Origin of the sequence: Pseudomonas sp. JH-2 (assembly GCF_036231725.1) — a bacterium.
GTDB lineage: Bacteria > Pseudomonadota > Gammaproteobacteria > Pseudomonadales > Pseudomonadaceae > Pseudomonas > Pseudomonas delhiensis.
The window spans coordinates 64,692-77,332 of sequence record NZ_JAZAQP010000025.1; the positions used below are offsets into that span (position 1 = coordinate 64,692).

Annotated in this window: 9 protein-coding genes; all 9 read left to right on the forward strand. The window is 70.8% G+C overall.

Features of this window, described 5'->3' with window-relative positions; all coding sequences use genetic code 11:
* Nucleotides 1–69: 69 nt before the first annotated feature.
* The 9 genes from VV867_RS17970 to VV867_RS18010 all read left to right on the forward strand — a co-directional run bounded on the left by VV867_RS17970 (nt 70) and on the right by VV867_RS18010 (nt 12,638).
* Nucleotides 70–885: an ABC transporter permease gene (locus tag VV867_RS17970; protein WP_328567158.1), complete on the forward strand. Its 816-nt coding sequence runs from the start codon at nt 70–72 to the stop codon at nt 883–885.
* On the forward strand, nt 882–1,688 hold the full coding sequence (locus VV867_RS17975; protein WP_328567159.1) for an ABC transporter ATP-binding protein: 807 nt from the start codon (nt 882–884) through the stop codon (nt 1,686–1,688). The genes VV867_RS17970 and VV867_RS17975 overlap by 4 nt, the downstream gene beginning before the upstream one ends.
* A gap of 10 nt (nt 1,689–1,698) precedes the next feature.
* Complete coding sequence (locus tag VV867_RS17980) at nt 1,699–2,427, forward strand: urea amidolyase associated protein UAAP1 (protein ID WP_328567160.1); 729 nt, start codon at nt 1,699–1,701, stop codon at nt 2,425–2,427.
* Nucleotides 2,428–2,451: 24 nt separating this feature from the next.
* Nucleotides 2,452–3,087: an urea amidolyase associated protein UAAP2 gene (locus tag VV867_RS17985; RefSeq protein WP_328567161.1), complete on the forward strand. Its 636-nt coding sequence runs from the start codon at nt 2,452–2,454 to the stop codon at nt 3,085–3,087.
* Nucleotides 3,088–3,352: 265 nt separating this feature from the next.
* Nucleotides 3,353–7,006: an urea carboxylase gene (uca, locus tag VV867_RS17990; protein WP_328567162.1), complete on the forward strand. Its 3,654-nt coding sequence runs from the start codon at nt 3,353–3,355 to the stop codon at nt 7,004–7,006.
* 218 nt (nt 7,007–7,224) lie between these two features.
* Nucleotides 7,225–9,033 (forward strand): allophanate hydrolase, encoded by a 1,809-nt coding sequence (gene atzF, locus VV867_RS17995; RefSeq protein ID WP_328567163.1) that lies wholly within the window; start codon nt 7,225–7,227, stop codon nt 9,031–9,033.
* A gap of 200 nt (nt 9,034–9,233) precedes the next feature.
* On the forward strand, nt 9,234–10,307 hold the full coding sequence (locus VV867_RS18000) for a DUF2157 domain-containing protein (protein ID WP_328567164.1): 1,074 nt from the start codon (nt 9,234–9,236) through the stop codon (nt 10,305–10,307).
* Entirely contained in the window at nt 10,307–11,131 is an 825-nt protein-coding gene (locus VV867_RS18005; RefSeq protein WP_109934310.1) for a DUF4824 family protein, read from the forward strand. Before VV867_RS18000 ends, VV867_RS18005 begins: the two co-directional genes overlap by 1 nt.
* Before the next feature lie 310 nt (nt 11,132–11,441).
* Nucleotides 11,442–12,638, forward strand: coding sequence for a CmpA/NrtA family ABC transporter substrate-binding protein (locus tag VV867_RS18010; RefSeq protein ID WP_275626977.1), 1,197 nt, complete (start codon nt 11,442–11,444; stop codon nt 12,636–12,638).
* Nucleotides 12,639–12,641 lie beyond the last annotated feature (3 nt).

Below are 12,641 nucleotides of genomic sequence, written 5' to 3' on the forward strand. Positions count from 1 at the left end.
GGCATCAAGCGGGTTCGCGAGCGAGCTCGCTCCTACAGGAAGCAACCCCCGACAGACAGGTAGGGAACCATGCGCCTGATCAACCTCCACCCCCAGCGCGGCGGCCGCCTGTTCCTGGTGCTGCTGCCCTTCGCCCTGCTGCTGTTCGCCTACCTCACCGGCTCGGCGACGCGGCTGGCGGAAAACCCCAACGACAAGCTGCTGCCCAGCGCCGCGCAGATGGTCGACGCCGTCGAGCGCCTGGCGTTCAGCGAAGACAAGCGCACCGGCGAAGTGCTGTTCTGGGGCGATACCGGCGCCAGCCTGCAGCGCCTGGCCCTGGGCCTGGGAATCGCCGCCCTGCTCGGCCTGGTGCTGGGCATCGCCGCCGGCAGCGTGCCGCTGTTCGGCGCGCCGCTGTCGCCGCTGCTCACGGTGCTGTCGATGATCCCGCCGCTGGCGATCCTGCCGGTGCTGTTCATCGTCTTCGGCCTGGGCGAGCTGTCCAAGGTGGTGCTGATCGTCATCGGCATCGCCCCGTGCATCGCCCGCGACATCGAGCAGCGCGCCCGGGAAATCCCCGGCGAGCTGCTGATCAAGGCGCAGACCCTCGGCGCCAGCACCTGGACGCTGATCCTGCGCGTGGTGCTGCCGCAACTGCTGCCGCGCCTGCTGGTCTCGCTGCGGCTGATGCTCGGTTCGGCCTGGCTGTTCCTCATCGCCGCCGAGGCCATCGCCGCCACCGACGGCCTGGGCTACCGCATCTTCCTCGTGCGCCGCTACCTGGCGATGGACGTGATCCTGCCCTACGTGGTGTGGATCACCCTGCTCGCCTGGCTGATGGACTGGGCCCTGCGCCTGCTCACCCGGCGCGCCTTCCCCTGGTACGAAGGAGGCAAGGCATGAGCTTCATCGACGTGAGGAACGTCTGGCAGGAGTATGCCGACAACGTCATCCTCGAACGCCTGAACCTGAGCGTCGCCGAGGGCGAGTTCTGCACCCTGGTCGGCGCCTCCGGCTGCGGCAAGTCCACCTTCCTGCGCCTGCTGCTGGGCCAGGAACGCCCCAGCCGCGGCGAACTGCTGCTGGACGGCAAGCGCCTGGCCGCCGAGCCCGACCCGAGCCGCGGCGTGGTGTTCCAGCGCTACTCGGTGTTCCCGCACCTGAGCGTGCTCGACAACGTCGCCCTGGGCCTGGAACTGCCACGGGCGAAGCTGCTCGGCCGGCTGTTCGGCGCGGCCAAGCGCCAGGCCCGCGAGGAAGCCGCCGCGCTGCTGCAGAAAGTCGGCCTCGGCCACGCCCTGGACAAATACCCCAGCGCGCTTTCCGGCGGCATGCAGCAACGCCTGGCCATCGCCCAGGCGCTGGTGATGAAGCCGCGCGTGCTGCTGCTCGACGAACCCTTCGGCGCGCTCGACCCGGGCATCCGCAAGGACATGCACGAGCTGCTGCTGCAGCTCTGGCGGGAAACCCGGCTGACCGTGTTCATGGTCACCCACGACCTCGCCGAGGGCTTCAGCCTGGGCACCCGCCTGCTGGTCTTCGACAAGGTCCGCCACGACCCGCAGGCGCCCAATGCCTACGGCGCGCGCATCACCTACGACATCCCGCTCAACGCCGACCGCCGCCTCGCCCGCAGCCAGCTCCCCGCGCCCCTGGCGGCGCGCCTGGAGCAGCCGGCCGCGCCGGTGATCACCCCGGCCTACTGAGGAAAACCCCATGCCCGCATCCCTCGCCCTGCGCCCCACCCTCTACGAAGAAACCGTCCCCGGCGGCGGCCACACCTCCTTCGTCCTCAAGCGCGGCCAACTGCTGCGCCTGACCGACCTGGAAGGCGGCGGCAACGCCAGCATCCTGCTGTTCAACGCCCAGGAGAAAAGCGAACGGCTGAACCTGCCCGACAGCCTCAAGGCCCAGCACACCGCCAAGCTGACCGCCGGCCACTGCCTGTACTCGGACATGGGCCGGGTGCTGGCGGCCATCACCGCCGACAGCTGCGGCTGGCACGACAGCTTCGGCGGCGTGCTCAACGCCGCCGAGGTGCTGGAGAAGTACGGCCAGGGCCGCTACCAGGAACTGCGCAACGGCTTCCACCGCAACGGCGTGGACAACCTGCTGGTGGAAATGGGCAAGTGGGACATGCGCCTGCAGGACCTGCTGATGTGCCTGAACCTGTTCAGCCGGGTGGACGTCGACGCCGACGGCTGCTTCCGCTTCGCCGCGGGCAACTCGCAGGCCGGCGACTACGTCGAGCTGTACGCGCCGATGGACACCCTGGTGGTGCTCACCGCCCTGCAGCACCCGCTGGACCCGAACCCGCAATACGCGCCCAAACCCATCGGCCTGAGCTGGCACAAGGTCGAGTCCGACGGCATCAGCGTGCTCTGCCGCACCTCGCGCGCGGAAAACGGCCGCGGCTTCCACAACACCGAACGCCTGTTCATCTGATTGGAAGAAACAGAGGACACTTGCATGCCCATCACCCACAGCGCCAAGCACCCCGAAGCCGCCCTCTCGCGCACCCCGATCGCCGCTGGCGAACCCAGCCTCACCGAACTCAAGGCCGGGCAGACCCTGCGCATCCTCGACCTGGAAGGCAACCAGGCGGTCGACACCCTGTTCTACAACGCCGGCAACCCGCGCGAGCGCTACGACGTGCAGCGCACCCTGCGCAAACAGGGCAGCGTCTACCTGTCCGCCGGCAGCGTGCTCTACTCCAACCTCGGCAACCCGATGCTGACCATCGTCGCCGACACCTGCGGCCGCCACGACACCCTCGGCGGCGCCTGCGCCCAGGAAAGCAACACCGTGCGCTACGCCCTGGACAAGCGCTACATGCACAGCTGCCGCGACAACTTCCTGCGCGCGGCCCTGCACGACGGCCGCCTGGGCAAGGCCGACATCAGCCACAACATCAACTTCTTCATGAACGTGCCGGTCACCGCCGAAGGCGGCCTGACCTTCGAGGACGGCATCTCCGGCGCCGGCAAGTACGTCGAGCTGCTCGCGCACATGGACATCATCGTGCTGATCTCCAACTGCCCGCAGCTGAACAACCCCTGCAACGGCTGGAACCCGACGCCGGCGGAGTTGCTGGTATGGGACTAGGGCGGCGGCAAGCTGCAAGCGGCAGGCTGCAAGCGGTTCGGCGCTGGTTGTGGCTGCTGTGCCAGAGCCGCTCGGGACAATGCAGCCCCGCGCTCCAAACCGCCCTTCGTAGGAGCGAGCTTGCTCGCGAACAAGCTCCCCTGACACCCCGGCGCTAATCCGGTTCGCGAGCAAGCTCGCTCCTACAAAAGCGTCAGCGCCACGGACGACCGTGGTGCACACCGACTGACGGCGGGACGGCCCGCCACCCCATGGGGACTTCCTCATGTTCGACAAGCTCCTGATCGCCAACCGCGGCGCCATCGCCTGCCGCATCCTGCGGACGCTTCGTGAACTGCGCGTAGGCGGCGTGGCGGTCTACGCCGAGGCCGACTCCGCCAGCCTGCACGTGCAGCAGGCCGACGAAGCCTTCGAGCTGGGCGCCGGCCCCGCCGCCGGCACTTACCTCGCGGTCGAGAAAATCCTCGCCGCCGCCCGCGAAAGCGGCGCCACGGCCATCCATCCCGGCTACGGCTTCCTCTCCGAGAACGCCGCCTTCGCCGAAGCCTGCGAGGCCGCCGGCATCGCCTTCGTCGGCCCCACCCCGGAGCAGCTGCGGGTGTTCGGCCTGAAGCACACCGCCCGCGCCCTGGCCCGCGAACAGGGCGTGCCCATGCTCGAAGGCAGCGACCTGCTGGAAAACCTCGACGCCGCCCTGGCCGCCGCCGAGCGCGTGGGCTACCCGGTGATGCTCAAGAGCACCGCCGGCGGCGGCGGCATCGGCATGCGCGTGTGCCGTTCGGCGCAGGAACTGGTGGACGCCTTCGACGCGGTGAAGCGCCTGGGGCAGAACAACTTCAGCGACGCCGGGGTGTTCATCGAGAAGTACATCCAGCGCGCCCGCCACCTCGAAGTGCAGGTGTTCGGCGACGGCCAGGGCGAAGTCATCGCCCTCGGCGTGCGCGACTGCTCGGTGCAGCGGCGCAACCAGAAGGTGCTGGAGGAAACCCCGGCGCCGAACCTGCCCGCCGGCATGGCCGAGGAACTCTGCGCGGCGGCGATCAAGCTGGCCAGGGCGGTCAGCTACCGCAGCGCCGGCACCGTGGAGTTCGTCTACGACAGCGAGGCCGAGCGCTTCTACTTCCTCGAAGTGAACACCCGCCTGCAGGTGGAGCACGGCGTCACCGAGCAGGTCTGGGGCGTCGACCTGGTGCGCTGGATGATCGAGCTGGCGGCCGGCGAACTGCCGCCGCTGGGCGAACTGGCCGCCGCACTCGAGCCCTCGGGCCATGCCATCCAGGCGCGGCTCTACGCCGAGGACCCGGGCCGCGACTTCCAGCCCAGCCCCGGCCTGCTCACCGCGGTCGCCTTCCCGCCGGCCGACGGCCAGGCCCTGCGCATCGACACCTGGGTCGAGGCCGGCTGCGAGATTCCGCCCTACTTCGACCCGATGATCGCCAAGCTGATCGCCTGGGCGCCCAGCCGCGCCGAAGCCAGCGCCGCGCTGGACCGGGCCTTGGCCGAAACCCTGCTGTACGGTGTGGAAAGCAACCGCGCCTACCTGCGCCAGATCATCGCCGACGCCCCCTTCGCCAGCGGCTCGCCCTGGACCCGCTGCCTGGAAGGCCTGCGCTACCGAGCCGAGACCCTCGAAGTGCTCTCCGCCGGCACCCAGACCAGCGTGCAGGACTACCCCGGCCGCCTCGGCTACTGGGCCGTGGGCGTGCCGCCGTCGGGGCCGATGGACGACCGTGCGCTGCGCCTGGGCAACCGCCTGCTGGGCAACCCCGAGGGCGCGGCGGCGCTGGAGATCACCCTCAGCGGCCCGACCCTGCGCTTCAACACCGACGCCGTGGTGGCCGTCACCGGCGCGCCCCTCGCCGTGCAGTTGGACGGCCGCGAACAGCCCATGGACACCAGCCTGTTCATCCCCGCCGGCGCCACCCTCAGCCTCGGCGCCATCGCCGGCGCCGGGGCGCGCAGCTACCTGTGCCTGCGTGGCGGCCTGCAGCTGCCGGACTACCTCGGCAGCAAGAGCACCTTCACCCTCGGCCAGTTCGGCGGCCACGGCGGCCGCGCCCTGCGCGCCGGCGACGTGCTGCACCTGGCGCCGCTCACCGACGCCCGCCATGGCCAGAGCCTGCCCGCCGAACTGCGCACCGAGCTGCCGGCGCTGCGGCGCATCCGCGTCATCTACGGCCCCCACGGCGCGCCGGAATACTTCACCCCGGCCTACATCCAGACCTTCTTCGCCACCGACTGGGAAGTCCACTTCAACTCCAGCCGCACCGGCGTGCGGCTGATCGGGCCGAAGCCGGAATGGGTGCGTGACAGCGGTGGCGAGGCCGGTCTGCACCCGTCGAACATCCACGACAACCCCTACGCCATAGGCGCGGTGGACTTCACCGGCGACATGCCGGTGATCCTCGGCCCCGACGGCCCCAGCCTGGGCGGCTTCGTCTGCCCGGTGACGGTGATCGAAGCCGACCTCTGGCAACTCGGCCAGCTCAAGGCCGGCGACAAGGTGCGCTTCGAACCGGTGGACATCCCCAGCGCCCACAGCCTGGCCCGCGCGCGCCGCCAGGAAGCAGAGGACCTGACTTCCGTAGCGCAGCCATCGAAGAACACGGACAGCCCCCTCTCCCTTCAGGGAGAGGGTTGGGGAGAGGGAACCCCCAGCGCGGAGCTCACCTCGCCCATCGTCCTCGACCTCGGCCAGGCCGACACCCGCCTGCTCGCCCGCCTCGCCGGCGACACCCACCTGCTGCTGGAAATCGGCCAGCCCGAGCTGGACCTGGTGCTGCGCTTCCGCGCCCACGCCCTGATGCAGGCGCTCGAAGCCCTGGTGCTGCCCGGGGTGATCGACCTCACCCCCGGCATCCGCTCGCTGCAGGTGCACTACCAGCCCGAGACGCTGCCCCTGGCGCAGCTGCTGGAAACCGTCGCCGGCCTCTGGGACGAAGTCTGCGCCGCGCGCGACCTCAAGGTGCCCTCGCGGATCGTCCACCTGCCGCTGTCCTGGGACGACCCGGCCTGCCAGCTGGCCATCGAGAAATACATGACCACGGTGCGCAAGGACGCGCCCTGGTGCCCGAGCAACCTGGAGTTCATCCGCCGCATCAACGAGCTGCCGGACCTGGAGGCGGTGTACCGCACGGTGTTCGAGGCCAGCTACCTGGTCATGGGCCTGGGTGACGTCTACCTGGGCGCCCCCGTGGCCACCCCGCTGGACCCGCGCCACCGCCTGGTCACCACCAAGTACAACCCGGCGCGCACCTGGACCGCGGAGAACTCGGTGGGCATCGGCGGCGCCTACCTCTGCGTGTACGGCATGGAAGGCCCCGGTGGCTACCAGTTCGTCGGCCGCACCCTGCAGATGTGGAACCGCTACCGCGAGGTCGAGGCCTTCGCCGGCAAGCCCTGGCTGCTGCGCTTCTTCGACCAGATCCGCTTCTACCCGGTGAGCGCGGAGGAACTGCTGCGCATCCGCCGCGACTTCCCGCTGGGCCGCTACCCGCTGCGCGTGGAGGAAAGCGAGCTGTGCCTGGCTGACTACCAGGCCTTCCTCGCCGCCGAAGCCGACAGCATCGAAGCCTTCCGCGGCCACCAGCGCGCCGCCTTCGACGCCGAGCGGCAACGCTGGATCGCCTCCGGCCAGGCCCACTTCGACAGCGAGGAGGTGGCCCCCGAGCTGGGCGAGGACGCGCCCCTGGGCGCCGGCCAGCACGCCATCGAAAGCCACGTCGCCGGCAACCTCTGGCAGGTGCAGGTGGCCGAGGGCGCCAGCGTCAAGGCCGGCGACACCCTGGTGATCCTCGAGTCGATGAAGATGGAAATCCCCCTGACCGCCCCACGCGACGGCGTGGTCCGCGAGGTCCGCGTGCAGCCCGGCTCGCCGGTGCGGGCGGGGCAGCGGGTGGTGGTGCTGGAGGAGGCTTGAACAGGCGCGCCAAGCAAGAGCAAAGAGCCCCTCTCCCCAGCCCTCTCCCGCAAGCGGGAGAGGGCGCCGTTCGGAGCGGGGGTGAAGATTCGATTCATCCTGCAACCACGGCCCGGTCCGTGGTTCGAACCCGACACCACGCCGGGCCGCTCTTCCCCCTCTCCCTTCAGGGAGAGGGCCGGGGAGAGGGTTGCCGGCCTAGAACTGGAATCCCGAGCATGCCCCACACCTTCGACCTCCGCCTCGCCCCCCTCCGCGCCGCCTACCGCGAAGGCCGCACCACCCCGCGCCAGTTGATCGCCCAACTGCGCGACAAGGCCGCCGCTCTGAACCCGGACTACAACCTGTTCATCCACCTGCTCACCCCGGCGGAACTGGAGCCCTACCTGGCCGCGCTGGACGGCCGTTCGCCCGACGAGTTACCACTGTACGGCGTCCCCTTCGCCATCAAGGACAACATCGACCTGGCCGGCATCCCCACCACCGCCGCCTGCCCGGCCTTCGCCTACGTCCCTGGCGAATCGGCCAGCCTGGTGCAGCGCCTGGTCGAGCTGGGCGCCGTGCCCCTGGGCAAGACCAACCTCGACCAGTTCGCCACCGGCCTCAACGGCACCCGCTCGCCCTACGGCGAATGCCGCAACAGCGTGCTGCCGGACTACCCCTCCGGCGGCTCCAGCGCCGGCTCCTCGCTGGCCGTGGCGCTGGGCGTGGCGAGCTTCGCCCTGGGCACCGACACCGCCGGCTCCGGCCGCGTGCCGGCGGCGCTGAACAACCTGGTGGGGCTCAAGCCGAGCAAGGGCCTGCTGTCCAACCACGGCCTGGTGCCGGCCTGCCGCACCCTGGACTGCATCAGCTACTTCACCGCCACCGCGGCCGAGGCCAGCGAACTGCTCGCCCTGACCGCCCGCCACGACCCGCGGGACGCCTACAGCCGCGCCAACCCGGCGTGGAACGACGGCAGCGCCTTCGGCACGCCCCGGCCCTTCCGCTTCGGCGTACCGCGCGCGCAGGACCTCGAGTTCTTCGGCTGCACGCAAGGCCCGGCGCTCTTCGCCCGGGCCATCGAGCAACTGCGCGGCATCGGCGGCACGCCGCTGGAAGTCGACTTCTCGCCCTTCCTCGAAGCCGCCCGCCTGCTCTACGAAGGCCCCTGGGTGGCGGAGCGCTACAGCGTCGCCGGCGAGCTGATCGAGCGCGATCCCAACGCGGTGCTGCCGGTGATCCGCGCCGTGCTGGAAAAGGCTCCCGGCGCCAGCGCCGTGCAACTGTTCCGCGCGCAGTACCGCCTGCAGGAGCTCAAGGCGCATTGCGACGCGATCATGGCCGAGCTGGACTGCATGCTCACCCCCACCATCGGTCGCCCGGTGACCCTCGCCGAGCTGCACGCCGAGCCGGTGCTGCGCAACGCCGAACTGGGCTACTACACCAACTTCATGAACCTGCTGGACTACGCCGCCCTGGCCCTGCCCAGCGCCTTCATGGCCAACGGCCTGCCCTGGGGCCTGACGCTGTTCGGCCGGGTGTTCAGCGACCAGTACCTGCTCGGCCTGGGCGACGCCCTGCAACGCGCCAGCGCCCTGCCCCTGGTCGGCGGCAACGCCCTGGCCGGCCCGGCGCCCAAGGCCCCGGCGCGCAACGACCACGCACGCCTGGTGGTGTGCGGCGCGCACCTGGACGGCCTGGCGCTCAACGGGCAGTTGCGCCAGCGCGGCGCGCGCCTGCTGCTGGCCACCCACAGCGCGCCGGCCTACAGGCTGTATGCCCTGGCCGGCGGCCCGCCGCTGCGCCCGGGCATGCTGCGGGTGGCCGAGGGCGGCGTGGCCATCGAGGTGGAAGTCTGGGAGCTGCCCAGCGCCGAGCTGGGCTCCTTCCTCACCGGCATCCCGGCGCCCCTGGGCCTGGGCAAGGTGGAGCTGGCCGACGGCAGCTGGGAGACCGGCTTCATCTGCGACGCCTGGGGCCTGGCCGGCGCCGAGGACATCAGCGCCTTCGGCGGCTGGCGCGCCTGGCTCGCCAGCCGCGGCTGAGCGCCGCAGTGGAGCGCCGCCGTGGGAGTCGCTAGAGTGGAAGAGTGACCGCCCCCACTCCACCGGATGAACGCACTCGCAGGATGGGTTGAGCCTGCGAAACCCATGCTGCCGTGATGATGGGTATCGCTTCGCTCAACCCATCCTACGAAAAGCGATTCGGTGCAGTCGGCAAGACAGTTGCTCCTACGAGGTGCTCCATGCCCACGCTCAGCCATCACGACGCCCAGCAGCGGGTCAATGACATCCACGCCTTCACCCGCGAGCTGCAGCGCCTGGGCGAGGAAGGCGCGCTGAGCCTGGACGCGGCCCAGCGCGAGGGCCTGCAGGCGCACCACCTGCGCCTGCTGGACAGCTACCGCGAACAGTTCGACATCGACCGCGACAGCCAGGACAGCCGCCTGTCCCTGGGCATGCGCATCGCCTCTTTCCTCGGCGCGCTGGCCCTGGCGGCCAGCCTGTTCTTCCTCTTCTACCAGTTCTGGGGCCTGTTCGGCGAAGCCGTGCAGGTGGCCATCCTCATCGGCGCCTCGCTGCTCACCCTGCTGGCCACCTTCTGGCTGCAGCGCCGCGACGCCTCGGGCTACTTCGCCAAGCTGGCGGCCATGCTGGCCTTCGCCGCGCTGGTGCTGAACATCAGCATGCTCGGGCAGATCTTCAACATCACCCCGTCCGAGCGCGCCCTGCTGCCCTGGGCGGCCTACGCCCTGCTGCTGGCCTACCTGTGCGACGCGCGCCTGCTGCTGGGCGCCGGGCTGCTCTGCCTGATGGGCTTCATCGCCGCGCGCATCGGCACCTGGAGCGGCGTCTACTGGCTGGACGCGGGCGAGCGCCCGGAGAACTTCTTCCCCGCCGCCGTGCTGGTGTTCCTGGTGCCGCTGGCGTTCGAGCAGCGCCGCTTCGACGGCTTCGCCGCGCTGTACCGGGTGTTCGGCCTGCTGGCGCTGTTCGTCCCCATGCTGGTGCTGGCCAACTGGGGCAACGGCAGCTACCTGCCCTTCGCCCCGCACCGCGTCGAGGGGCTGTACCAGGTGCTCGGCTTCGCCTGCGCCGCCGCGGCCATCTGGCTGGGCGCGCACCGCGAGTGGCCGGAGGTGGTCAACACGGGCCTGGCGTTCTTCGTCATCTTCCTCTTCACCAAGTTCTACGACTGGTGGTGGGAGGTGCTGCCCAAGTACCTGTTCTTCCTCGCCCTGGGCGTGGCGGCGGTGCTGATCCTGCTGTTCCTGCGCTACCTGCGCAACGCCCATGGCCTGCTGGGAGGACGCCTGTGATGAACTTCACCCGCAACCACGGCCTGCTGCTGGGCCTGGGCCTGATCCTGCTGAGCAACGCCGCCGCCCTCGGCGCCGCGGCCTGGAACCGCAGCGGCGAGCCGGACAGCCGCCTGAGCCTCGGCGAGCGCGAGCTGCAGCGCAACAGCGACTGGCACCGCGAGAACAGCGGCGTCAGCCTGCGCCTGCTGTGGCGCATCCCGGGCGACGAGGCCAACGCCGCCTGGGCGCCGCGCATCCCCCTGGAGACCATGCGCGCGCTGGGCTTCCAGGTGCCCGGCAAGGTCGACCGCGACAGCGCCCTGGCCTTCGACCGCCAGCAGGCCCGCGACGCCCTGCTGGTGCTGGAGCTGGACGGCCCGCTGTACCAGCGCGAGCTGGGCCTTGCCCGCGAGCGCCTGGCCCAGGCGGAGAAGCGCCTGGCCGCCAGCCCCGACGACGTGCACCTGAAGAGCGAACGCGACTTCCAGCGCAACGCCCTGGACAACGAGGAACAGCGCGCCAGCCGGCTGTTCCTGGCCGACGCCGGCACCGACCTGCAGGCCCTGCGCCAGCGCTACCCGGACCGCCAGCGCTACGCCATCGTCCACGGCCAGGTGCGGCCCATCTCGCTGTACCGCAACCGCGCCTGGGCCCTGGGCGGCAGCGCCAGCACCGAGGGCGTGCGCGCGCTCAACGTGCCGCAGCGCTGGCACGACGAACTGGAGGGCCTGGCCCCGCGCGCCGAGCAGCGCGCGGCCCAGGAGCAGCCACAGCCCTTCGGCGCCGAGGTGGCCTTCGGCCAGCGCCTGGAACCCTGGATCGAGCAGATCCAGGCGCGCTGAGTGGGCCTGGCCAGGTGCCAGCAGGACTTTGGGCCTAATACCTATTGCACATTGCGCCACCGCGCCAGCGGGCTAAGGTGAAACACAGGCCCTGCCGATATCCGCGACGGAGCCCGTGCCAGTTGTAATGTCTCGAGGACTGCTCCCTTCCTCCCAGCCCCGCCACCCGGCGGGGCTTTTCTTCATGGCCTGGCACTCCCCTTGCTTGAGCTTCCCCGGCACGGCCCAACGGCGGGTCGTCCACCGACACCGGCGTCCCTTCGCCCGCCCGTCGCGGCGCGAAGCGGCGCCTTTTTGCCCAGAGGTAGCGATGACCGACATTACCGCCAAGCTGCACCCACTGGCCTGGGTCGCCGGCTCCGATGCACCAGAAAAGAGCGTGCTCGACCTGGGCTTCATGGCCCTGAGCGACGCCGCCTCGCTGATAGTCGCAGCCACCCAGGGCTTCGCCCAGCCCTACGGGCTGACACTCAACCTGCACCGCCAGGGTTCCTGGGCCATGCTCCGCGACGGCCTGCTCGGCGGCCAGCTGGATGCCGCCCATTGCCTGTACGGGCTGGTCTACGGCGTGCAGCTGGGCATCGGCGGGGTGCCGGCCACCGACATGGCGGTGCTCATGGGCCTGTGCCAGAACGGCCAGGCGATCAACCTCTCCGCCGCCCTGCAGCGCGACGGCGTGACCAGCGCCGATGCCCTGCGCCAGCTGGTCCTGGGCCAGGGCGCGCGGCTGACCCTGGCGCACACCTTCCCCACCGGCACCCACGCCCTGTGGCTCTACTACTGGCTGGCCAGCCTGGGCATCCACCCGCTGCGCGACGTCGACACCCTGGTGGTGCCCCCCACGCAGATGGTCGAGCACCTGCGCGCCGGGCGCATCGACGGCTTCTGCGCCGGCGGGCCCTGGGGCGCCCTGGCCATCGACGAAGGCATGGGCTTCACCGTCGCCACCAGCCAGTCCATCTGGCCGGACCACCCGGAGAAGGTCCTGGGCGCCACCCGCGCCTTCGTCGAGGAGTGCCCCAACGCCGCCCGCGCCCTGGTCATGGCCCTGCTCGACGCCAGCCGCTTCATCGAGGCCAGCGAAGAGAACCTGCGCGGCACCGCCCAGCTGATCAGCGGCAGCGACTACCTCGACGCGCCCCTGGCGAGCATCGAGCCACGCCTGCTCGGCCACTACCAGGACGGCCTCGGCCACGCCTGGAAGGACGCCCACCCGCTGCGCTTCCACGACGCCGGGCGGGCCAACCAGCCCTGGCTGTCCGATGGTCTCTGGTTCATCACCCAGTTCCGCCGCTGGGGCCTGCTGCGCGGGGAGCCGGACTACCAGGCCGTCGCCGCGCAGGTGCAGCAGCAGGCGCTGTACCGCGAGGCCGCCCGGGCCCTGGGCATCGACGTGGACGAGCGCGGCCTGCGCAGCTCGACGCTGATCGACGGCAAGCCCTGGAACGGCGAGGACCCGGCCGGCTACGCCCGCGGCTTCGCCCTGCACGCCCTGAACGACGCCTGAGGG

Coding starts and splice junctions, on each gene's coding strand:
- VV867_RS18005 (WP_109934310.1), top strand. CDS start 10,307: ATGAACTTCACCCGCAACCACGGCCTGCTGCTGGGCCTGGGCCTGATC.
- atzF (WP_328567163.1), top strand. CDS start 7,225: ATGCCCCACACCTTCGACCTCCGCCTCGCCCCCCTCCGCGCCGCCTAC.
- VV867_RS18010 (WP_275626977.1), top strand. CDS start 11,442: ATGACCGACATTACCGCCAAGCTGCACCCACTGGCCTGGGTCGCCGGC.
- VV867_RS17970 (WP_328567158.1), top strand. CDS start 70: ATGCGCCTGATCAACCTCCACCCCCAGCGCGGCGGCCGCCTGTTCCTG.
- VV867_RS18000 (WP_328567164.1), top strand. CDS start 9,234: ATGCCCACGCTCAGCCATCACGACGCCCAGCAGCGGGTCAATGACATC.
- VV867_RS17985 (WP_328567161.1), top strand. CDS start 2,452: ATGCCCATCACCCACAGCGCCAAGCACCCCGAAGCCGCCCTCTCGCGC.
- VV867_RS17975 (WP_328567159.1), top strand. CDS start 882: ATGAGCTTCATCGACGTGAGGAACGTCTGGCAGGAGTATGCCGACAAC.
- VV867_RS17980 (WP_328567160.1), top strand. CDS start 1,699: ATGCCCGCATCCCTCGCCCTGCGCCCCACCCTCTACGAAGAAACCGTC.
- uca (WP_328567162.1), top strand. CDS start 3,353: ATGTTCGACAAGCTCCTGATCGCCAACCGCGGCGCCATCGCCTGCCGC.